General features: G+C 55.2%; 23 protein-coding genes. 16 read left to right on the top strand and 7 right to left on the bottom strand.

Annotated features, from left to right (window positions below; genetic code table 11):
- Positions 1-21: 21 nt before the first annotated feature.
- From V8L70_RS08535 to V8L70_RS08525, 3 genes are all read left to right on the top strand, one after another.
- A complete protein-coding gene (locus tag V8L70_RS08535; RefSeq protein WP_101144960.1) occupies positions 22-1992 on the top strand; it encodes a sigma-54-dependent Fis family transcriptional regulator in 1971 nt (656 codons plus the stop codon).
- Between the two features lie 105 nt (positions 1993-2097).
- Positions 2098-2952 carry an AAA family ATPase gene (locus tag V8L70_RS08530; protein WP_101144961.1) on the top strand — a complete coding sequence of 285 codons (855 nt, stop codon included), beginning with the start codon at positions 2098-2100 and terminating at the stop codon, positions 2950-2952.
- Between the two features lie 3 nt (positions 2953-2955).
- Positions 2956-4137, top strand: a complete 1182-nt coding sequence (locus V8L70_RS08525) for a vWA domain-containing protein (RefSeq protein ID WP_101144962.1) — start codon at positions 2956-2958, stop codon at positions 4135-4137.
- Between the two features lie 31 nt (positions 4138-4168).
- Here V8L70_RS08525 and V8L70_RS08520 read toward each other — a convergent pair whose 3' ends face one another.
- Positions 4169-4732, bottom strand: coding sequence for a hypothetical protein (locus V8L70_RS08520; protein WP_101144963.1), 564 nt, complete (start codon positions 4730-4732; stop codon positions 4169-4171).
- 170 nt (positions 4733-4902) lie between these two features.
- Between V8L70_RS08520 and V8L70_RS08515 the strand changes: the two genes are divergently transcribed.
- Positions 4903-5301 (top strand): RidA family protein, encoded by a 399-nt coding sequence (locus V8L70_RS08515; protein WP_101144964.1) that lies wholly within the window; start codon positions 4903-4905, stop codon positions 5299-5301.
- On the opposite strand, the gene V8L70_RS08510 is transcribed toward V8L70_RS08515, so the two are convergent.
- Positions 5261-6727 carry a cobyric acid synthase gene (locus tag V8L70_RS08510; protein ID WP_101144965.1) on the bottom strand — a complete coding sequence of 489 codons (1467 nt, stop codon included), beginning with the start codon at positions 6725-6727 and terminating at the stop codon, positions 5261-5263. The two genes, V8L70_RS08515 and V8L70_RS08510, sit on opposite strands and share 41 nt — an antisense overlap.
- Positions 6728-6958: 231 nt before the next feature.
- Here V8L70_RS08510 and V8L70_RS08505 point away from each other — a divergent pair, with 231 nt between their 5' ends.
- From V8L70_RS08505 to V8L70_RS08480, 6 genes are read left to right on the top strand one after another with little or no spacing between them, the layout of a single operon-like run.
- A complete protein-coding gene (locus V8L70_RS08505) occupies positions 6959-7981 on the top strand; it encodes a LacI family DNA-binding transcriptional regulator (protein ID WP_008956398.1) in 1023 nt (340 codons plus the stop codon).
- A gap of 11 nt (positions 7982-7992) precedes the next feature.
- Positions 7993-9009: an ABC transporter substrate-binding protein gene (locus V8L70_RS08500; protein WP_101144966.1), complete on the top strand. Its 1017-nt coding sequence runs from the start codon at positions 7993-7995 to the stop codon at positions 9007-9009.
- 2 nt (positions 9010-9011) lie between these two features.
- The gene (locus tag V8L70_RS08495; RefSeq protein ID WP_101144967.1) at positions 9012-9908 is read left to right on the top strand and encodes an ABC transporter permease; all 897 of its coding nucleotides are present in this window, start codon (positions 9012-9014) and stop codon (positions 9906-9908) included.
- Entirely contained in the window at positions 9905-10693 is a 789-nt protein-coding gene (locus V8L70_RS08490) for an ABC transporter permease (RefSeq protein ID WP_008956395.1), read from the top strand. Before V8L70_RS08495 ends, V8L70_RS08490 begins: the two co-directional genes overlap by 4 nt.
- Before the next feature lie 58 nt (positions 10694-10751).
- Complete coding sequence (locus tag V8L70_RS08485; RefSeq protein ID WP_101144968.1) at positions 10752-11834, top strand: ABC transporter ATP-binding protein; 1083 nt, start codon at positions 10752-10754, stop codon at positions 11832-11834.
- Positions 11827-12693, top strand: a complete 867-nt coding sequence (locus V8L70_RS08480; RefSeq protein ID WP_101144969.1) for a phosphodiesterase — start codon at positions 11827-11829, stop codon at positions 12691-12693. The genes V8L70_RS08485 and V8L70_RS08480 overlap by 8 nt, the downstream gene beginning before the upstream one ends.
- Here V8L70_RS08480 and V8L70_RS08475 read toward each other — a convergent pair.
- On the bottom strand, positions 12690-13553 hold the full coding sequence (locus V8L70_RS08475) for a bifunctional transcriptional activator/DNA repair enzyme AdaA (RefSeq protein ID WP_101144970.1): 864 nt from the start codon (positions 13551-13553) through the stop codon (positions 12690-12692). The genes V8L70_RS08480 and V8L70_RS08475 overlap by 4 nt on opposite strands.
- A gap of 215 nt (positions 13554-13768) precedes the next feature.
- On the opposite strand from V8L70_RS08475, the gene V8L70_RS08470 reads away from it, so the two are divergent.
- Positions 13769-14689, top strand: coding sequence for a glutaminase (locus tag V8L70_RS08470; protein ID WP_101144971.1), 921 nt, complete (start codon positions 13769-13771; stop codon positions 14687-14689).
- A 103-nt stretch (positions 14690-14792) separates the two neighbouring features.
- Complete coding sequence (locus tag V8L70_RS08465) at positions 14793-15398, top strand: LysE family translocator (protein ID WP_008956390.1); 606 nt, start codon at positions 14793-14795, stop codon at positions 15396-15398.
- Here V8L70_RS08465 and V8L70_RS08460 read toward each other — a convergent pair.
- Positions 15384-16175 (bottom strand): AraC family transcriptional regulator, encoded by a 792-nt coding sequence (locus tag V8L70_RS08460; protein ID WP_101144972.1) that lies wholly within the window; start codon positions 16173-16175, stop codon positions 15384-15386. The two genes, V8L70_RS08465 and V8L70_RS08460, sit on opposite strands and share 15 nt — an antisense overlap.
- A 236-nt stretch (positions 16176-16411) precedes the next feature.
- Here V8L70_RS08460 and V8L70_RS08455 point away from each other — a divergent pair, with 236 nt between their 5' ends.
- Both V8L70_RS08455 and V8L70_RS08450 read left to right on the top strand, forming a co-directional pair.
- The gene (locus V8L70_RS08455) at positions 16412-17230 is read left to right on the top strand and encodes a DUF1206 domain-containing protein (RefSeq protein ID WP_101144973.1); all 819 of its coding nucleotides are present in this window, start codon (positions 16412-16414) and stop codon (positions 17228-17230) included.
- 14 nt (positions 17231-17244) lie between these two features.
- Positions 17245-17847: a YqaA family protein gene (locus V8L70_RS08450; RefSeq protein ID WP_008956387.1), complete on the top strand. Its 603-nt coding sequence runs from the start codon at positions 17245-17247 to the stop codon at positions 17845-17847.
- Between the two features lie 52 nt (positions 17848-17899).
- On the opposite strand, the gene V8L70_RS08445 is transcribed toward V8L70_RS08450, so the two are convergent.
- The 3 genes from V8L70_RS08445 to V8L70_RS08435 all read right to left on the bottom strand — a co-directional run bounded on the left by V8L70_RS08445 (position 17900) and on the right by V8L70_RS08435 (position 20685).
- Positions 17900-18688 carry a slipin family protein gene (locus V8L70_RS08445; protein ID WP_101144974.1) on the bottom strand — a complete coding sequence of 263 codons (789 nt, stop codon included), beginning with the start codon at positions 18686-18688 and terminating at the stop codon, positions 17900-17902.
- Between the two features lie 59 nt (positions 18689-18747).
- Positions 18748-20097, bottom strand: a complete 1350-nt coding sequence (locus V8L70_RS08440; RefSeq protein ID WP_101144975.1) for an NfeD family protein — start codon at positions 20095-20097, stop codon at positions 18748-18750.
- Between the two features lie 180 nt (positions 20098-20277).
- Positions 20278-20685: a DUF4019 domain-containing protein gene (locus V8L70_RS08435; RefSeq protein WP_101144976.1), complete on the bottom strand. Its 408-nt coding sequence runs from the start codon at positions 20683-20685 to the stop codon at positions 20278-20280.
- 201 nt (positions 20686-20886) lie between these two features.
- Here V8L70_RS08435 and V8L70_RS22900 point away from each other — a divergent pair, with 201 nt between their 5' ends.
- Both V8L70_RS22900 and V8L70_RS22895 read left to right on the top strand, forming a co-directional pair.
- Positions 20887-21366, top strand: a complete 480-nt coding sequence (locus V8L70_RS22900) for a class I SAM-dependent DNA methyltransferase (RefSeq protein ID WP_431313216.1) — start codon at positions 20887-20889, stop codon at positions 21364-21366.
- 143 nt (positions 21367-21509) lie between these two features.
- Complete coding sequence (locus V8L70_RS22895; RefSeq protein WP_431313215.1) at positions 21510-21650, top strand: hypothetical protein; 141 nt, start codon at positions 21510-21512, stop codon at positions 21648-21650.
- The last annotated feature ends 3 nt before the right edge of the window (positions 21651-21653 follow it).

The following is a 21653-nucleotide window of genomic DNA, read 5'->3' as shown; positions in this document are numbered from 1 at the left end:
AGCCCCAGAGCGTAAAACGCCATGCCAACTCAGTCGCCACCTGCACGGCTTCAATCCGTTCAGCGCCAGCATATCGAGCATATTTTCCAGCTCGGCGAAGGCTTGGAAATACCACAACTACCGGCTCAACCCATGATTCGGCGATCTTGGCTGCGCTGCCTGAACGAGTACCAGCTCGACCCCACGAAGCCACGTCCTGCCCGCGTGGTGCCTCAGCAAACACTCATAGAACATCGTGAATCTGTCGATGAACTGCTGCACGTTGCCCGCGCCGGGGTCGAGCAGCTTTACGGGCAAATCGCCCAACTGGGCTATGTGCTGCTGCTTACCGACCATCGCGGCATTACCGTCGAGTTTCGCGGCAACCCAAACCAAGACCAGCAGCTGCGCAAAGCGGGCCTCTATTTAGGTGCGGATTGGGACGAGCGTTTCGCGGGCACCTGCGCCGTAGGTACCTGCCTGCACGACCGCCAAGCCATTATTTGCCACCGCCAGGAACACTTCGACGCCACGCATATTTCGCTCACCTGCACCGCTGCCCCCATCGCCGACCCGCAAGGCAACGTGATGGCCGTGTTGGATATCTCGGCGCTGCAATCGCCTGCCCAGCATGAAAGCCAGAATTTCAGCCTATCGCTGGTCACGCTTTACGCCCGCATGATCGAAGACGCCTACTTTCTACAGCGTTACCGCGACTGTTTGATGGTGCGGCTGGATACCTCCCGAGAGTTTGTCCATGTGAACGGGCGTGGTCTCATCGCCATTGAGGAGAACGGCCAAGTGATCGCCGCCAATGCCGTCGGTCGCGAACTGATCGCCGACCACCAGCGCCGCTGGCCACCGTGGTCCGCTCAGCACGCGCCGATGCTCAGCGAGTTGTTTGAATGCGAGATTGCCGATGTGCTAAGCATTAACAGCGCCACCGATGACCAGCTTCGCGCGTTCCGTGCCCGTGCGAGCAACGCCATTTATTTTATTAGCCTGCTGGAACCGCGTAGGCCGCGCACTGCGCCACTGAATAAGACAACTTCCACGCTGCCCAAGCCGCTAGCACGGCTGGGTGCTGACGACCCCGCCATACGTAAGCTGCAAAAACTGGCAGAAAGGCTGCGTAACGAAGCCAGTGTCAACGTGCTGATCAGCGGTGAAACCGGTACCGGCAAAGAGGTCGTCGCCCGTGCCCTGCACGACAGCGGCAACCGCGCAAAAGGGCCTTTTATTGCGGTGAATTGTGCCGCCATTCCCGAAGCGCTGATCGAAAGTGAGCTGTTTGGTTACGAGCCCGGCGCGTTTACCGGCGGGCGGGCAAAAGGCATGCGCGGGCTCATCCCCCAGGCCCATGGCGGCACGCTGTTTTTAGATGAGATTGGCGATATGCCGCTGGCCCTGCAAACCCGCCTGCTGCGTGTACTCGCCGAGCGTGAAGTGATGCCGCTGGGGGCGAACAAACCCGTCAAGGTCGACCTCCGCGTGATCACCGCCACCCACCGCCATATCGACAAGTTGATTGAGGAGGGAGCCTTCCGCGAAGACCTCTACTACCGCTTAAACGGCGCCCAGCTGCGCCTGCCTCCGCTGCGTGAACGCGCCGACAAGCTCTACGTGATTCGTCAGGTGTTTAACGATGTGGTGAGCGAGCGCGGCGGCAGCCAATCGACCCGTCTACGGGCCGATGCCATCAGCGCCCTGCTCGCCTACGCCTGGCCCGGCAATATTCGTCAGCTTAAAAACGCCCTGGCGTTTGCCTTAGTGACTGCCGAGAGCGATGAAATCACCGTTTACGACTTGCCCGAACAGTGCCTGAGCCAACGCATTACCCACGCGCCTTCGCTAACCACCCCTGCAAGGGAAACCGCCGATAGTCACCTCGTCACACGACTTCAGCAACATCAGTGGAATATCAGCGCCGTTGCCCGTGAACTGGGCGTTTCAAGGCCAACGGTGTATCGGCAAATGCAGCGCCAGGGCATCGTGCCACCGAATAAGGCCTGACGGCTGACGGCCCTACCGCTTGGCCTGGGAGGCCAGCCTCACGTACACTTGTTTGAATCCGTTTATCCTTTTATAAACCCGCTTTCGGCAAGCTGAGGCTCTCACATGGCGTTTGATTCCACTTCTTCCTATATCGCAACCGATGCGCTCAAGCAGGCGGTAAATGCCGCCGTAGTACTTGAGCGGCCGCTTCTCATCAAAGGCGAGCCAGGCACCGGCAAAACACTGCTGGCTGAAGAGTTGGCTGAATCTCTCGATACTCAGTTGATCACCTGGCACATCAAATCCAGCACCAAGGCGGCCCAGGGGCTGTACGAGTACGATGCGGTAAGCCGCCTGCGGGATTCACAGCTGGGCGTGGAAGGTGTCGAGAACGTCGGTAACTACATCAAGCCTGGCAAACTGTGGGAAGCCTTTACCGCTGGCGAGCGCGTGGTGCTGCTGATCGATGAAATCGATAAAGCCGATATCGAATTTCCCAACGACCTGCTCCAGGAACTGGATCGTATGGAATTCCACGTTTACGAAACCGGCGAAACCATCCGTGCCGAGCAGCGCCCGATCATTGTTATCACCTCCAACAACGAAAAAGAGCTGCCGGATGCCTTTCTGCGCCGCTGCTTTTTTCACTACATCGAATTCCCCGACCGCGAGACCATGCAGGCGATTGTCGATGTTCACTTTCCAGATATCGCCCCTAAGCTGGTCAGCGAAGCGTTAGAAGTGTTTTTCGAGCTTCGCAAGGCGCCCGGACTCAAGAAAAAACCCTCCACCTCCGAGCTGGTCGACTGGCTCAAACTGCTGATGGCCGACGAGCTGGCGCAAGAAGCACTCTATAACCGCGACCCAGCAAAGGCCTTGCCGCCCATGGCTGGCGCCTTGGTCAAGAATGAGCAGGACACCCAGTTGCTCGAGCGCTTGGCATTCATGATGCGTCGCCAGAAGAACACAGGGCGCTAAGCCATGTTTATTGGCCTATTTGAAACGTTAAAGCGCGCGGGCGTGCCCGTCTCACTGCGCGAGCTTTTAGACCTTCATGCCGTAGTGGAGCGCGGCGTGGTGTTCGCCGATATGGAGGCGTTTTATCAGGTAGCGCGCACGGTGATGGTCAAAGATGAGCGCCACTTCGACCGTTTTGATCGCGCCTTCGCCGCCTGGTTTAAAGGCCTTGAGGACATGGACGCCGCCATTGAGTCGCTGATCCCCGATGACTGGCTGCGCCGCGAGTTTGAAAAACAGCTCACCGATGAAGAAAAAGCCAAGATCGAATCCCTGGGCGGCCTCGAAGAGCTCATTGAGACATTTAAAAAACGCCTGGAAGAGCAGAAAGAGCGCCACGCAGGCGGCAACAAGTGGATCGGTACCGGCGGCACTAGCCCGTTTGGCGCCTATGGCTACAACCCGGAAGGCATCCGGATCGGCCAGGATGGCTCGCGCCACCGCCGCGCCACCAAGGTGTGGGATGAGCGACGCTTTCGGGATTACGATGACTCGCTGGAGCTAGGCACCCGCAATATCAAGATGGCGCTGCGGCGGCTGCGCAAGTTTGCCCGCCAGGGCGCGCAGGACGAGTTCGATGTGGATAGCACCATCCGCGAAACCGCCAAAGATGCCGGGCTACTTAATGTGCAGATGCGCCCCGAGCGCCACAACGCCGTTAAAGTGCTGCTGTTTTTGGACGTGGGCGGATCGATGGATGACCATATTCGCGTATGTGAAGAGCTATTCTCGGCGGCCCGCTCCGAGTTTAAACACCTGGAGCACTACTACTTTCATAACTGCCTATATGAAGGTGTCTGGAAAAATAACCTGCGCCGTGGCAATGAGCGCATTCCAACGATGGATGTGCTGCATACTTACGGTGCAGATTACCAAGTGGTGATCGTAGGCGACGCCGCGATGTCACCCTACGAAGTTTCCCATCCAGGTGGCAGCGTTGAGCACTTTAACGACGAACCGGGCGGCGTTTGGCTGAAGCGCCTATGTGACACGTTTCCGCGTTTGGCATGGCTTAACCCTTTGCCGCCTCGCGCCTGGGAGTACACCTATTCGACAAAGCTCATTCGCGAGATTATCGAAGACCGTATGTATCCCATGACGCTTGAAGGGTTAGAAACCGCCATGCGCGAACTGGCGAAAAAGTAAAAAGTAGCCAGCTTTTACGCAACACAGCGCCCTATAAGGCGGTAGGAAAGTTGTCAAGACCGGTTAAAAATGCCTGCTTCGCCTGCTCAAATGCTTTTGGGTCGTGTTTAAAACGACGCAGAATCAGCGCTTCATCCAAGCTAAGGGTAGGTGCCAGCTCATTGACGCTTTTAGCGGGGTGGCGCGCGCCTAAACCAATGCGTTTACCCCCTGCCCCGCCGAACCAACGCTTGATACCACTCTTCTGGTAGAACGCTTCCTGCTCGGCGCTATCCACATCGACGCGCAAAGGGGCTTTCAAGGTAAGTTCACTAATCAAGCGCTGCTGGGCGTCTGCTTGGTCAAGCGAGCAGGCGTGGGTAACCGTCATGCCCACGCCTTCTTCGTCCAGCACTAGTAGTGCCAACGCTTGAGGCTTACCCTGGGCATCAACGGCAGCAAATAATCGTGCAGCTTCTTGAGGAAAGAGCACACTGCAAGTGCCGGTAAACACGACAAGCGGCGTTAGACCGGCATCTTGTCCGTAAACTTCAGCGCATAAACGCGCCAGAAAGGCATTGCGCTGGGCCTCTGCGTTAACGTGTACGACCTTCATTGGAATCAACCTCGCCGACTGAAAAGCCGCAAGCCTAGAGCAATCACCGCCGTTTGGACAGTGCCTTGTGCCACGCGATAGACCATTCATTTATACTGATACTGAACACGACTGCCAACAGGCTGTCGTCAGTCACTGTAAATGTGAACATTGACTTAGAAGGAGCTAACATGACCACCTTTACGAATGACCCCACCATGCCCACCCCGAGTTTCCCCGGCAGCCACATGGTCATAGATGATCACTATGTGTTTATTTCAGGGCTAACCGTCGCCGACCTCTCCAACGGCCACGCCGCACGGGGAAATATTAAAGAAGAGACGCGCCTTGTGATGCGCGCACTTTTGCGCATGCTTGAAATGGAAGGTGGTAGCTTTGCCGATGTAGTGCGCGTGGATATCCATATTACTGACTTACACGCTATTCAAGACATGGATGGTGTTTACGCCGAGTATTTTGAACCCGGCCGCTACCCGGCGCGCACCTGTACCGAATCCCCCCATATATGCGGCGGTAGCAATGTTGAAATCACCGTGATGGCGAAGCGCCAGCATCAATCAGAGCAATAACCGCCTCAATATCGACCTGGGCTTCCAGCATATCGGCCAAGCGATCAAGCTCACGCTCTCGGTGGGCTTGATAATCGCTTTGTTCACCGTTAACCAAACCTAACTGTTTCAGCAGTGCCTGGCAGCCGTCGGGATGGTCAAACAAGCCATGCAGGTAGGTTCCTAGAATCTGTCCATCACCGCTAACGGCACCTTCCGGGCGACCATCCACAGTAAATAAGGGGGAATTCAAGGCAGCCCCTTCGCTCACGCCATTATGGATTTCATAGCCGGTGACTGTCGCGCCTTCAGTAACCGTTATGCCGCTCACATTTCGCAGCTGTTTGCCCGCCATCATACGCGTTGTTAGCGGCAGCAGTCCCAATCCTGCTTCTTTCCCCGGCTGGCCCTCCAGCCCATCAGGGTCATCCACCCACTCGCCCAGCATTTGAAAGCCACCGCAAATACCTAACACCTTACCGCCGTAACGCAGGTGGCGCAGAATGGCTTTATCCCAGCCCTGGCGCCGTAACCAGGCAAGATCGCTCGCAGTGCTTTTACTACCAGGCAGGATAATCACGTCAGCAGCAGGAATCGGCTGCTCGGGCCCCACAAAGGTCAGCGCCACCTGAGGGTGCAAGCGCAGCGGGTCGAAATCAGTGTGGTTACTGATGCGTGGAAGCGCTGGCACGACGATAGTAAGAACCTTGCTCTGCTTCTCGACCTGGGTCACCCCAATGCTATCTTCAGAATCGAGCACCAGCCCTTGCAGATAGGGCAGCGTGCCCAGTACCGGTTTACCCGTACGCGCTTCCAACCAATCAAGCCCCGGTTCCAGCAGCGCAATATCTCCTCGAAAGCGGTTAATAATAAAACCTTTGGTGCGCGCCTGCTCGCTCTCACTTAGCAGCGCCAGCGTGCCCACCAACTGGGCAAATACACCGCCGCGGTCAATATCGCCCACCAGCAGCACTGGGCAGTCGGCGGCTTCGGCAAAACCCATATTGGCAATATCGCCTTCGCGAAGATTAATTTCTGCAGGGCTACCCGCGCCTTCGGCAATAATCACATCGAAGCGGCTTTCCAGTGCCTGCCAAGCCGCCATTACGCTCGCCTTTGCAGTGCGTTTATAGGCATGGTAATCCAGCGCATCCATATGGCCATGCACCTTGCCGCGCAAAATCACCTGGGCGCCACGATCCGTTTCCGGCTTTAGCAGTACCGGGTTCATATCGCTATGAGGGGCCAAATAGCATGCCTGGGCCTGCAGCGCCGTGGAGCGGCCAATCTCGCCGCCATCGCTGGTCACTGCGCTATTCAGCGCCATGTTCTGGGGTTTGAACGGCGCCACTGATATACCACGCCTTGCCAGTGCACGGCAGAGCGCAGCCACCACAGTGCTTTTACCTGCATCCGAGGTGGTGCCTTGAATCATTAGTGTGGCCATCACGTTATCCCGCCCAGGTGAACAAGAGCGAGACTGTAGCGACCTGGGAGCATCAGCGCAATTGTGACCAAGCTCATCGACCAGTGCCCTCTTCATCACACTCCCTCTTTAATGACACTCAAAACCGTACTTCAAAAATACTTCTTACCGCCATCAATTTGTCACACGCCAACTTTAGGCTGATCAACAACAAATGAGATCGATCTCATTTTTCATTTATAGAGACTCTCTATGTCCGATTTAGTCAGTGTGGCCAAACTAGCCGGGGTTTCCCGGGCAACCGCGGCGCGGGCTTTTTCAAGCCCCGATCTAGTTCGCCCAGCGACCCGCGAAAAAATTTTTAGCGCTGCTCAACAGCTGTCATTCAGGCCCAACAAGGTCGCTCAACAGCTACGCTCGCAAGCCACGCAGATGATTGGCGTCATGGTACCGAGTCTCGATAACCCGGTGTTTGCGGAGCAACTACAAGCCATGGAAGTGGCAGCCAGAGCGGCTGGTTACTCACTGATCGTTACCACCAGCGAATACTCGCCCAGCCGGGAGGGTGACATTGTTGAGGAGATGCTGCGTCAGCGCGTGGATGGCTTGGTGCTTACCGTGGCTGAAGCCGATAACAGTGCCGTGCTGGACAAGCTCAGTCTCGAAACCACCCCGTGCTTACTAGTCTACAACCCACCTGGGAACAGCGGTTTCCCCTCCATCGGCGTCGATAACCGCGCCGCCAGCGCTGATGCCACCCGCCATTTAATTACTTTGGGCCATGAGCGCATTGGCATGGTCGCTGGCCCGCTGCTGCAATCAGACCGCGCCCGGCAGCGCTTTGACGGTTACTGCCACGCTATGCGCGAGGCAGGCCTGATCGCACGTCCGTTGGTTGAGATGGCCCGCCATACCCAAGCTGACCTGAAAAGCCTAACACCTGCACTGCAAGGGCCAGACGCTCTCAGCGCATTGGTTTGTACCAATGACCTGCTCGCCATCAGCCTGATGGGCGAATTGCAACGCGCTGGTTTTAACGTGCCTGGCGACCTTTCTGTGATGGGCTTTGATGGCATTGCCTTAGGCAAGCACCTCTACCCATCGCTATGCACCATTGAGCAGCCTCGCGCCGACATTGGGCGAGCCGCGGTGCACACCTTGTTAGCCATGATTCGGGGAGAAAGCTGCACACCTGCTCCCCTGCCCCACGCATTGCGTAAGGGCGAAAGTGTCGGAAACCCGACATCCCGCAAGTCCACGTTAGGCACTTTATAGAGGAGCACGGTATGAATCTTAAACGTCTTTATCAGGCAGTATTGGCCACGGCGATTATCAGCTCGTCGGGAAGCATTTTTGCGCAATCAAATGATAATGCAATTTGCTACAACTGCCCGCCGGAATGGGCCGACTGGGGCACACAGCTACGCTTGATTGAACAGGAAACCGGCATTCGCGTACCGCAAGACAACAAGAACTCCGGCCAGTCTTTAGCTCAGCTGGTAGCCGAAGCGGCAAGTCCGGTAGCGGATGTCGTCTACTACGGTGTGACCTTTGGCATTCAAGCCATGGAAGAGGATGTAGTAGCGCCTTACCAGCCCGAGCACTGGGATGAGATTCCTGAAGGCCTGAAAGATCCTGAGGGCAACTGGTTCGCCATTCATTCCGGCACGCTCGGTTTTATGGTTAATGTCGATGCCTTGGATGGTGCGCCGGTGCCCACCTCTTGGGAAGACTTACTGAAACCTGAGTACCAAGGTATGGTGGGCTACCTTGACCCCGCCAGCGCTTTTGTCGGCTATGTAGGCGCCGTTGCGGTCAACTTGGCAATGGGTGGCGATCTTAACGATTTCACCCCCGCCATCGACTACTTCAATGAGCTCGCCGAAAACGACCCCATTGTGCCTAAGCAGACTAGCTATGCGCGGGTGCTTTCTGGCGAAATACCGATTCTCCTCGATTACGACTTCAACGCTTACCGTGCCCGCCACAGCGACGGTGCTAACGTTGAGTTTGTGATTCCCGAAGAAGGTAGCGTGGTCGTTCCTTATGTGATGAGCCTGGTAAAAGAGGGTCCGAATCCTGAGAACGGCCAGCAGGTGCTTGACTTCGTGCTGTCTGACCAAGGTCAAGCGGTATGGGCAGACGCCTATTTACGCCCCGTACGTGAAAGCGCCATCTCCGCTGAAGCACGGGAAGTCTTCTTACCGGATAGCGATTATGCCCGCGCAGAAGCTGTCGATTACACCGCCATGGCGGCTGCCCAACGCAGCTTCTCTGAGCGGTATCTGTCGGAGGTTCGTTAATCATGACCGCGGCATCCAAGCAGCCCTCTGGGGCTGCTTCTTACTTTAGTCGCCAGTCAGCTAGCGTAGGCCCAGCGAGGCGTAAAAGCCTTATTGCTTTGTTAGCGTTGATGCCTGCGCTGGTCATCTTCTGCGCTTTCTGGTTGCTGCCTTTTTCACGCTTGATAGTGATGGGTGCCGAGGCTGACCGAAGTAGTGGCATCAGCGCCTATCTCACCATTCTCACCCATCGCCAGTACTTGATCAGCCTCGTGACCACCGTGGGCATCTCGCTTGTTGTATCGATCACGGCGGTGGCCATAGCGGGCACGGTTGGCTTTTTCCTGGCTCGACACCGTTTTTTCGGTAAGGCGGCCTTGGTGGCGATCCTCACTTTTCCACTGGCCTTTCCAGGCGTAGTGGTGGGATTTCTGGTGATTATGCTGGGTGGTCGCCAAGGAGCGCTGGCGCAGACCAGCCTATGGCTGTTTGGCGAGCGCTGGATGTTCGCCTACTCGCTGGCCGGTTTATTTATTGGCTACCTCTACTTTTCGATTCCTCGCGTGATCACCACGGTGATAGCGGCCTGCGACAACCTGGACAAAAGTCTCGAAGAAGCCGCCCGCTCGTTAGGCGCTAATACTTGGCAGGTCACCAAAGACGTCATCATACCCGGCATTGCACCTGCTCTGCTTTCTACTGGGGCTATCTGTTTTGCTACCAGCATGGGCGCGTTTGGCACGGCGTTTACCCTTGGTACGCGATTGAGCATTCTTCCCCTCAACATCTACGGTGAATTCACCAACTACGCCAATTTCGCCATGGCAGCCGCGCTTTCAGTGGTATTGGGGGTCATCACCTGGATGGCATTGAGCCTTGCCCGTAGGCTGGCAGGCGGCAACTTAGGGGCTTCGGTATGAAATCTCGCCTTCGCTTCACGCTGCAATTGGGCTTCACCCTGCTGGTGTGCTTGTTCATGATTGTGCCCGTCGCCATGTCAGTCATGGCGGGGCTGACTGAGAACTACTTTGTAGGCCTGGAGAGTGGGCTGACGCTGCGCTGGGTGAATGAGGTGTGGCAGCTCTATGCCGATACCATCTGGCTCTCCATTAAACTGGCACTCGCTTGCTTATTGATCACTATTTTGGTTGGCGTGCCTGCTGCCTATGGTCTGCTACGCAGTCGTCGCCGCTGGGCCAACGCGATTGAAGAGCTCCTGCTGCTACCGGTTGCCGTGCCGGGGCTGGCCACCGCGCTTGCCTTGTTACTCGCCTACGGCAGCTATCGTGAGTTTCGCGGTAGCTGGCTGTTTATTCTTGTTGGCCATGTGCTGTTTACCCTGCCCTTTATGGTGCGCGCGGTGCTATCCGTGATGCAAACCGCCAAACTTCCCCAACTGGAAGAAGCCGCTGCCAGCTTAGGTGCCAGTTTCAGGCAACGCTTTTTCGGAGTGGTCATCCCCAACAGTATGAGCGGCATTCTGGCGGGCGCGTTGATGGTGGTCACCCTATCCATTGGTGAGTTCAACATTACCTGGATGCTGCACACACCCTTGACCAAGACACTCCCGGTCGGCTTGGCCGATAGCTACGCCTCCATGCGCCTCGAAGTTGGCTCGGCTTACACGTTGATATTTCTAGTCATGGTGGTGCCGCTGCTGGTGGCGATTCAGTGGGCAGGAAAACTCACCCAGCAGCGACACTGAGCAATCGAGTCGTCACCCACCTTTACAGTCATCTGATTGCTTTATTCGAGAAACTTATATGAGTTCATCTGTCAGCATTACGCTTACCCAATGCAGCCGCACCTTCGCTGGCGGCAACACCGCCCTGCAGCCGCTGGATCTGCACGTCAACGCGGGCGAAACGTTAGTGCTGTTAGGGCCTTCTGGCTGTGGCAAAACAACGACACTACGCATTATTAGCGGCCTGGAAAGCCCCGACAAAGGCGGGCAAGTGCTGTTTGGAGAGCGTGATGTCACCGCTCTGCCGATTGAGAAGCGCGATGTGGGAATGGTGTTTCAAAACTATGCCCTCTTTCCCAATATGAGCGTTGCCGACAATATTGCCTACGGCTTGAAAATACAGCGTTTGCCACGTAGCGAGATCGCCCATCGGCTTGACGAAGTCATGCGTATGGTCGACTTGCAAGGCTTTGGTGGACGGCGCATTGACGCCCTCTCCGGCGGGCAAAAGCAGCGTGTTGCGCTCGCTCGCGCCATCGCCGTTCGCCCAAAGGTGCTGCTGTTTGACGAACCCTTGGCTGCCCTCGACGCCAAACTGCGTGATCGGCTGAGAATTGAAATTGGCCAGTTGCTTCGAGAGCTAGGCACTACAGCGGTTTATGTTACCCATGATCAAGACGAGGCAATGGCGTTAGGCGACCGCATCGCAGTGATGCAATCAGGCCGCATTGCCCAACTGGGCACGCCCCAGGAGATTTATCACCGACCGGCCAATGCTTTTGTAGCGGACTTTATTGGTGCGGTTAACTGCCTGGAAGTTATCGGTATGCAAGCCGATGGAGGGTTAATCGTACATGGGGGAGAACTTGTCGCCACCCATTTGCAGGGAGCACCCATGGTTTACTGTCGACCTGAAGATATTCAGGTGGTTTCCGTTGACCAAGCCGATGTAAAAGGCAGGGTGGTACAGAGCATTTTCCTGGGCCAGACCCAGCGCCTCATGGTGGACACGGGCGGCACTTCGACACTCCAGATTGAGGCCCCCTCCCGCGAGCGCTGGCCAAACGGTACCGCGATTGGTTTGGCACTCCCCTCCAGCGTGCTTTTTCATCCAGATAAGCCCACTGCCCCTGTTAATGCCAAGGAGATGGCCAATGGCTGATCAAGGTTTAAACATTAAGAAAGACCCTTATGCCCAGCAGTGCCTTATCGCCCAAATCAGCGATCCGCATATCAAGGCGGGCGGTAAACTCTCTTACCGCCATGTAGATACCGCCAGTGCTCTGCGCCATGCAATCAGCACGCTCAATCAGCTAGCCCCGCGGCCCGACCTGGTGCTAATTAGCGGTGACTTGGTTGATTTTGGCCACCCTGACGAGTACACCACCTTTAAGCAGATCCTGGCTGAATTAACGCTGCCTGTGTACTTGATCCCTGGCAATCATGATGATCGCCAGCATCTACGTGCCGCATTTCCCGACCACCGCTACCTATTCCAGCATCACGACTATTTGCAGTGGGCCGTTGAGGACTATCCGGTTCGCTTGGTGGGGCTTGACTCATCGGTACCGGGAAAACCCCACGGCGAGCTAAGTAATGAAAGCCTGCAGTGGCTAGACACCACCCTGGCAAAAAACCCTGAAAAACCGACTCTTGTCATGGTGCATCACCACCCTTTTGTTAGTGGCATCGACCATATGGATCGCCAGCCGCTGAAGCGACCAGACGCGCTAGCCGACGTCATTGGCAAACATGCCCAGGTCGAGCGCGTGCTCTGCGGGCATCTGCACCGTTCGATCCAAGCGCGCTTTGCTAACACTTTGGCGATTAGCTGCCCTGGGGTTTCCCACCAGGTGAGTTTGGATCTCAGCCCAGACGGCCCCTCCAGCTTTCAGCTAGAGCCACCCGGTTACCTGCTACACCAATGGTCGGCCACTAACGGCATGGTGACACACCAAGGGTTTATCGAGCGCTACCCTGGTCCTTTCCCGTTTTTTGATGCTAATGGGCTGATTGATTAGGTCGTTAAACTGGGGGCGAGCGCTGTGTTGTCGGTGTGAGCCAGCGCCAGCTCCCAGGCTTGCACCATCCGCTTTTTCTCAACACCCCACCGGTAGCCGCCAAGCGCACCGCTTTGCTGAATCACCCGGTGGCAGGGAATCCACAGCGCGATCGGGTTAGCGCCCACGGCATTACCTACTGCACGGGATGATTTTGGCGTGCCTAATGCCCTAGCGATATGCGAGTAACTGGCCAGCTGGCCTTCGGGAATAGTGAGTAGTGCCCGCCACACGGCAACTTGAAAATTGGTGCCCGTCACGTGCAATGACAAAGCAGCCGGCGCCTCTTCTGACTTGGCAAAAATCGCCTCCACCGCATAGCGCGTGGCAACTCGGTTAGGGTGGAAGGTGCTGCGCGGCCACTCCATGGCTAGCTTTGTTAGCAGTTCTTCTTCACTGGTGGTATCAATAAAGCCCATGCGACAAATACCACGGGGCGTCATTGCCACAAACATGCTGCCAAGAGGCGTTTCATGAACCCCATAAGTAATCTCAACGCCCTCACCCTGGCGCTTATACTCCCCAGGCGTAACGGCCTCTAGCTGAACAAAGTGATCATAAAGCCGTGAGCCGCCGCTAAGCCCCAGAGTATGAGCAATATCCAGCAACGAAGTAGAGGAGTGCATCAATTGCTTACCCCGCTCCAGCGTTAGCGCCTGTAAAAACCGTTTAGGGCTAATCCCCACGTAACGACAAAACAGCCGCTGGAAATGGAAGGCGCTAATATGAACGTGAGCGGCCACTGTTTCCAAATCAGGCTGCTCAGTAGCATTGGCAACCATGTAGGTCATGGCTTTTTCGATACGCGCATAATCGTTCATGTTTATCTCTCTAGCCGTTTCGTTTCAGGCTACTTATGGGCTTATCATGGCAGCCTAAGCGCTCAAGGCCCCGTTGCCGACCCGTATCTTGCTCAATGCGTTGTGGGCAAACACCCACTGTTTTAGCGTTATTGTTTCGGTGATGCAAAAAAGACAATTCTCCTGTTTTCCGCTAGGGTGAGGCCCCGCCTCCATTGACAGTGCACACTAAGCCCATGCAAGACTTAATTGATGACATTGCCGCAGCCATGGCGAAAGCAGAGGAACGTGGCAAGGTCGCAGACTATATTCCCGAACTTGGTCATGTAGACCCACAACAATTTGCCATTTCGCTCGCCACCGTCGATGGCCAGGTATATTCGGCGGGCTGCGCGACCACCCCCTTCTCAATCCAAAGCATTTCCAAAGTTTTTACGCTGACGATTGCGCTAGGCCAGATGGGCGACTCACTCTGGACAAAAGTGGGCCGTGAACCCTCGGGCGACCCCTTCAACTCTATCGTGCAGCTTGAACACGAAAGCGGCAAACCGCGTAACCCGTTTATTAACGCCGGTGCCATTGCGGTAGTCGATGCGATCATGATGGGCCATGAACCCAAAGAGACGCTGGGTGAGATTCTAAGCTTTGTGCGTTATATCGCCGATGACGACAGCATTTGCTTTGACCATGCGGTAGCTGCATCAGAGATGGCGCACCGCGACCGCAATGCTTCATTGGCGCACTTTATGAAAGCGTTTGGTCATCTTCGCCACGATGTCGATAAGGTGCTAGGCACCTACTTTCATCAGTGTGCTATTGCGATGAGCTGTGAGCAGCTCGCTCATGCCGGCCTGTTCCTGGCTTCGGATGGCGTCAATAAACCCAGCGATATTCGGGTCGTCGCCCCTCAGCGGGCACGGCGTATCAATTCACTGATGATGATGTGTGGGCACTACGACGCCTCAGGGGAATTCGCTTTTCGGGTGGGCCTGCCCGGCAAAAGTGGCGTGGGCGGCGGCATACTGGCCATCGCCCCAGGCCACGGCGCCATTGCCGTTTGGTCACCGGGGTTAGACGCCTACGGCAACAGCTTGCTAGGCACCCAGGCGCTTGAAATGTTTGTACAGCGCACAGGCTGGTCGGTGTTTGGGCATTAAAAGCAAAGAGTTAAAGGCAATGGTTTAATCAGTCACCTCAATTTTGTTCAATACCGCCAACAAGAACCATTACAAACTCCTTGCACTAACAAGGAGAATGACAATGAGCGCTACACTACTGCTGCCTACACTTCTGCCCATGACTGCATTTGCTCTTGCTGCGTCTATTTCGCCGGGGCCGGTCAACATCGTTTGTTTGAGTAGCGGTACGCATTACCCTATCGCTAAAGGGCTTGTTTTTGTAACCGGCGCCACGCTGGGTTTTGTCGCACTGTTTTTAGCCATCGGCGCTGGCCTTTACTCCCTGCTGAGTGTGGTGCCACTGCTGGAAACGTTTTTACGCTGGGCAGGCATTCTGTTTTTACTCTATCTCAGCTATCAACTTTTACAGCACGATGGGCGCTTGCAGGAGCGAGCCGGCGTCAAAGCCCCAGGGTTTATGACAGGCGCCATGATGCAGTGGCTCAACCCCAAGGCGTGGCTGGCATCTGCCGCTGGCATTGGTGCCTACACCAGTGCTGATGCCCCCTATCAGCTATGGCTGTTTGCCGGTCTCTATTTGCCTATTTGCTGGATATCGCTAGCCAGTTGGGTATATGCAGGCGCTTTTCTGAAACGCTATGTTCATCGTCCTATCATCTTACTAACGGTTAACCGCGCACTCGCTATCTGCCTGGCGGCTAGCGCTATTGCCTTACTGATTGAGTAATGGGTAGCGGTACTGGTTTGGTGTCGCTGCTACCAGCCGCTTAAAGGTTCTTTGAAAGTGGGGCTGGTCATTAAATCCAGCGTTCAAAGCCGCCTCAACAATGGGCTGCCCGTGCTTAAGCGCTTTCTGTCCCATCTGGATGCGCTGATTAATCAGGTAGGCATGAGGCGTTAGTCCGAAGTGCTGTTTGAAGGCGCGAATTAGGTGCCCAGCGCTATAGCCCGACTGCTGACATAGCCGCTCAAGCGATATATCGGAAGCATAATTGGCACGTAAATAAGCCGCGACATTCTCTAGCCTACTGGGCGCTTGAGGCAATGCGGCGGAGGATTCCTGAGCCAGCACTTGCAGCATGGCAGACAAGTACTCGACTAACGTCGTTTGCTTATCGCCAATGTCGCGTTGTTCATTCAGCAAACAAGCGACCATATCGCAGTACCCGGCATAAAGCGCTGGCTGAGTAATGACGGCGGTAGCGATATCTTGCCAGTACGGCGTATTCAACAGGCCCAGTTGGTAACGCAATTCACTCAGCCACTCGGTATCGACGTAGAGCATCATGTACGCCCAGGGCTGGTTCTCGAGGGGATTGCAGGCATGCACCCAATGGGGATTCATCATAACGATATCTCCCGCACTAATCTGATGTGTCGCATCGCGATAGCAAAAGGTGCTTTGACCAGAGGTAACCGCCCCCAGCGACCAATGCGTATGGCTATGAGGTGCATAGCAAACTTGTCGCGCGTCGCTGATCTTGCGCAGTTCCACATATGGCATCCGTATATCGCGCCAAAAGACAGGTGTCGATGTATTAGATGTGGTAGCTGACGACTTGTTAATTGACAAAGGTGCACTCATGGTTTGCTCGCATTAATAAAAATAGCGACTCGTCTTTTTTGAAGAAACTACACTGGACAATAGCACAGCACACGCACAGTATGGGCCGCCAAAAAGCTTGAGATGAACTAGTTTGCATAGGAATTCGCAACGCCATATCAAGTCAGGAGGACACCATGGCTAATAGTATGAAAAACCCCGATCACCGTGATGCGATTACTCTTTTCGCCCGCATGGGCTACGCCTCCCGCGGCATCGTTTATGTGTTAGTAGGTGGTCTTGCCGCGCTGGCAGCCTTTGGGCAAGGTGGCCAAACAGAAGGCAGCCGCGGTGCATTGGAAAGAGTCCTCATCGCCCCTTTTGGAAAAGTACTGTTAGGTGTCATCGCCGTGGGTTTGGTCGGCTACGCCATGTGGCGCACCATTCAAGCGGTCAAAGACGCGGACCATCACGGCAACGGCGCTAAAGGCTTAGCTATTCGTGCGGGCTTATTAGCGAGTGCGATTACCCATACGTTATTGGCCTTTTTTGCCGCCACACTCATCTTCCAGTTTACGGGCTCTTCCGGGGGTTCAGGCGGAGGCTCGCAGGGCGTGGCAGGCTGGTTGATGCAGCAGCCTTTTGGCCGCTGGCTGGTAGGGGCCGTTGGCTTGGTCATGATTGGGGTAGGGATCGCCCATGCGCTTAAAGGCTACAAGGCCAAGTTCGACAAGCACTTCGCTATGCCACCACAAACTCAACAATGGGCCTATCCTATCTGCCGTTTTGGCTTAGTCATTCGCGGGATTGTATTTGTTATCGTGGGTAGTTTCTTTCTGATTGCCGCTTATCAGTTTAATCCCGACCAGGCAGGCGGTACGGCTGAAGTATTTAGTACACTGCGCAGCCAAGCATACGGTCAATGGTTACTGGCCGTTGTCGCTATAGGACTCTTCGCGTTTGGCCTATACAGCCTATTAGCGGCTATCTATCGCCGCATTAATCCAGAGATGTAGCGACTGACTCCCTAATGGCCAACACAACAAAGCGAACCAAGCAGTGGTTTGAGCGTATTAATGGCTCGAAGAACATGCTGTGGTTACTCGGCACCCTCTCCTTTTTGGAAACGATTATTCTGCCCATTCCGCTTGAGCTGGTGCTGATCCCGCTGATGGCAGCCAATAAACAACGTATCTGGCTTTTAGCGACGGTCACTACCGCAGGTTGCTTAATTGCATCGCTGGTCGGCTATGGCGTTGGCATGCTGCTTTTTCAGTCGATAGGTACTTGGTTTATTGAGTTTATGGGCATGGAACAGAGCTATCAGTCGTTCCAAACCTTCTTCGATCAGTATGGTTTTGCCGCGATTTTAGCCATTGGCATTCTGCCCATTCCTTTTCAGGTCGCGATGATTACCGCAGGCCTTTCCGGCTACCCGGTTCTTCTCTTCGCGCTAGCGGCGTTAATTGCCCGCGGCCTGCGTTACTTCGGCCTCGCCTGGCTCGTCCACCGCTTTGGCAGCCGAGTACTGATGTTATGGAAACAACAAGCCCTAGTAACCAGCTTGGTGGCGGGTGTAGTGGTGCTGGTGGTGGCGCTGGGAATGCAGGCTTTGGCGGGGCTGATTGCTTAACCGGCGGTTGAAATATCCAGCCCCACCTTAGCAATGCGCGTTTGGCATTGGCTTACATATCATCCTGCGTCTTACCAGACGTTGCTGCCGTATGCTTGGCTTTCATATCTTTGAAGGCCTCCATGATGTCCATGGGTAGTGGAAACACAATCGTCGAGGCGTTTTTGTTGCTCATGTCACTCATGGTTTGCAGGTAGCGAAGCTGTAGCGCGGCGGAATTCTCCTGCATCACGTTGGCGGCTTCCACCAGCTTTTTGGACGCCTGAAGCTCCCCTTCGGCGTGTATCACCTTGGCGCGACGCTCGCGCTCCGCTTCGGCTTGGCGGGCAATGGCGCGGATCATGCTCTCATCCAGATCCACATGCTTGATTTCAACATTGGCCACTTTGATGCCCCAGGCTTCGGTTTGGGTATCAATGATTTCCTGGATATCGTCGTTGAGTTTATCCCGCTCGGAAAGCATCTCATCCAGGTCATGTTTACCCAGCACGGAACGCAGCGTGGTCTGCGCCAACTGGCTGGTCGCCTGGGTGAAATTCTCAACTTGAATGATCGCCTTTTCAGGGTCGACAACGCGGAAGTAAAGCACCGCGTTGACCTTAACGGTGACGTTATCCCGGGAAATGACATCCTGCTCAGGTACGTCCATGGTGATCACACGTAAATCCACCACCTCCATCTTCTGAATGGCAGGAATCACAATGACCAACCCTGGCCCCTTCACTTTCTGGTAACGGCCCAGAAAGAACACCACGCCGCGCTTGTATTCCGGCAATATACGAATGGAGGCAGCGATCAACATCACCACCAGCACCACAGGGACTAAATACGAAATAATCATTGGGCACCTCGTTTTGCAGATGGTTAGTTATGGGGGAAAGCACGTCACAATAGCGAGAATCACCGGGGCGTCACATGTACCGTCAAGCCCTCAAGGCGCACTACTTCAAGCTCATCACCCTGTTTAACGGACGCATCGCTCACCGCGTTCCAGCGTTCGCCATGCAGACGCACATGGCCGTTGGTTTCAAAATCCTCCAGCGCCACTGCCGTTGCACCAATCAGTTGCTCCGCACCGCTGTGCACCGGACGCCGCCGCAGCGTTGCAAAGCGCGTTAACGTCCATAGCATCAAGCCGCCAAAAATCAGGGCTACACCGCCAATCAGCGGTAACGAAATGGCCAAGTGTTCGGCATCCATCAGCATCACCGACCCCAACACAAAGGCGATAATGCCGCCCGCCCCCATCACCCCGAAACTAGGCATGAACGCCTCGCCTACCATCAGCGCCATTCCCACCACCATCAGTGCCAGGCCCGCATAGTTAATGGGCAGAACCTGAAAAGCGAACAGCGCCAGCAGCAGGGAGATAACCCCAATGGTGCCGGGAAAGAGGCTGCCGGGGCTAGAAAGCTCAAAAATCAGCCCGTAAAAGCCGATGATCATCAGGAAATAGGCAACGTTGGGATTGGTGATCAGCGAGAGCAGTTGAGTACGCCAGTCCGGGGAGTAACGTTCAATGGCAAGTTCCGCCGTCGCCAATGACTCCTCGCCGCGCTCCATCACCACTGTCCTACCGTCAAGCTGAGCGAGCAGGTCATTCATATCCCGCGCCACCACATCAATGACATTTTGCTCCAGGGCCTCACTCTCGGTGAGGTTTACTGCATCTCGCACTGCCTCTTCCGCCCAGTCGGCATTGCGGCCGTGGCGCTCCGCCAGGCTGCGGATAAAACTCACCGCGTCTTCAATCACCTTGCGCTCCATCGCGCTGCCATCTTGCTCGCCTTCAGACCCCTCGCCCGCCTCATCACCACCAGTCAGCCCGCCGCCGCCCATTTGCACCGGTGTCGCAGAGCCCAAATGGGTAGAAGGCGCCATGGCCGCTACGTGGCTGCCGTAAAGCAGATAGGTGCCTGCGCTGGCTGCGCGCGCACCACTGGGGGAGACGTACATCACTACCGGCAGGTCTGAATTGAGCATTTCCCGAATCATATCGCGGGTGGTATCAACTAACCCGCCAGGGGTATCCAGCTCAACAATCACCATTTCGCTGCCCTGCTCTCGGGCTTTACGAAGACCACGCTCAAAATAATCCTTGGTCGCAGGGCCGATAGCGCCTTCAATATTGAGGATTAAAGCGCTGGGCGAAGTTTGTGCCCTGGCCTGCCACGTGAGTGACAGCGCCGCCATCAGTAATCCCGCCACCAATAGCCACAGCCAGTGCGATTTGTGAGAAAGGGAGTGCATATCCGCTCCAGCAGCTACCAATACGCTCAAGGGTATCTACTCAACGTAGCACCCACGGTGAGCTTCGTCATGAACAACGTGATAGCGGGCGGTTAAGCGTAATAACGCCTAACCGCAGAAGGTTATGCTAAGCAACAGCGATGGCTGGAAGGACGTTCGAGGAGGTTGGCTGGGAGTTGGTTAGTTGACGTAATAGCCGCTTACCTTCCAATCGCCTCCTTCTAGGTGAGGCGTGATAGTTTCGGTAATCTGAGGCTTATTTTCAAAACGGGTTTGGAACGTAAACACCGCATAATCACCAACAGGCGCGCCGGGCATAGACGTTTCGCGGATAACACGTATTCGCCGCCTGGACTCAACTGCCCCAAAATCACGTCGGGCTGCATTGATGGTACGGGCCAGCATATTGGAAGAGAGCGGCACCTGCAGCAGCGTTGAGGATGCCTCCCACGCTTGTTCATACTCACCGCTGTCGATGGCTTCAAGCCACGCCAGTGCTGCCGCTTCAGCCGCATCGGTGTGCGAATGCGCGTTCGTGGTGAGCAAGAGAAGCAAGGTAGCAATGATAAAAGTCACTGTTTTGGACATAGCAAACTCTTGTGGCAGCCAGGGTTAATCGTGCGTCTTAAGTCATTATCGGAAGCTGGGGAAATTTCTTTAGCGTTAATCCCGCCTAGCGGAAACTAATGATAGAAAGGGATTCACCTGTCTTGGTCCGCGCTTCTCAAACCCCACCTGCTCGTTTACTATGCGCCACCCAACCTATCCAGCCCTCACCTTTAGGCGACCATGTCCGTCAACGCACTCTATACCGACCTTTCCGGCTACTACGATTTGATGTGCGTAGATATCGACTACCAAGCGCAAAGCAACGCCATTCGACGGCTGCATCAGCTTTTCGGTAACGACGGCACCGCCCATCTGGATTTAGCCTGCGGCACCGGCCCCCACGTGCGCCATTTTATTGATTTTGGTTACACCAGTGGCGGGCTGGATATCAATCAGCCGATGCTGGATATCGCCGCCTCACGCTGCCCAGAAGCCCACTTTTCGTTGCAGGATATGAGTAGCTTTGACGTCAGCGAGCCGCTGGATTTAATCACCTGTTTTTTATACTCGATTCATTACAGCGACGGGATCGAGAAGCTAGATGGATGTATTTCAAGCGCGCATCGCGCGCTCAAGTCTGGCGGAATTTTCTGTTTTAAGGCGGAATTTTCTGTTTTAACGCAGTCGATAAAGACAAAATCGATAACGGCTTATCGGTAAAACACAGCGCCAAACAAGCAGACGATTTATTCACGTTCCGCTCAGGCTGGCACTACAGTGGGCAGGGTGAAAAGCAGTCGCTTAGGCTAAGCATCGAGAAAACCAACGCAGAAGAGAAGCAGGTTTGGAATGACGAGCACCCTATGGTGGCAGTGAGTTTTAATGAGCTCATCGCCCTGCTGACGCCTTACTTCGAGGTGCACGTGTTTGAGCATAACTACGAGACGATTACCCCGTGGGATAACGTCTCGGGCAATGCGCTTTTTGTGTGCGTGAAGCGTTAAACG

This window comes from Vreelandella arctica, assembly GCF_037070215.1.
In the GTDB taxonomy this organism is placed as follows: domain Bacteria; phylum Pseudomonadota; class Gammaproteobacteria; order Pseudomonadales; family Halomonadaceae; genus Vreelandella; species Vreelandella arctica.
Note: the sequence above shows the minus strand (reverse complement) of the source record. Positions and strands in the feature narration are given on the sequence as shown.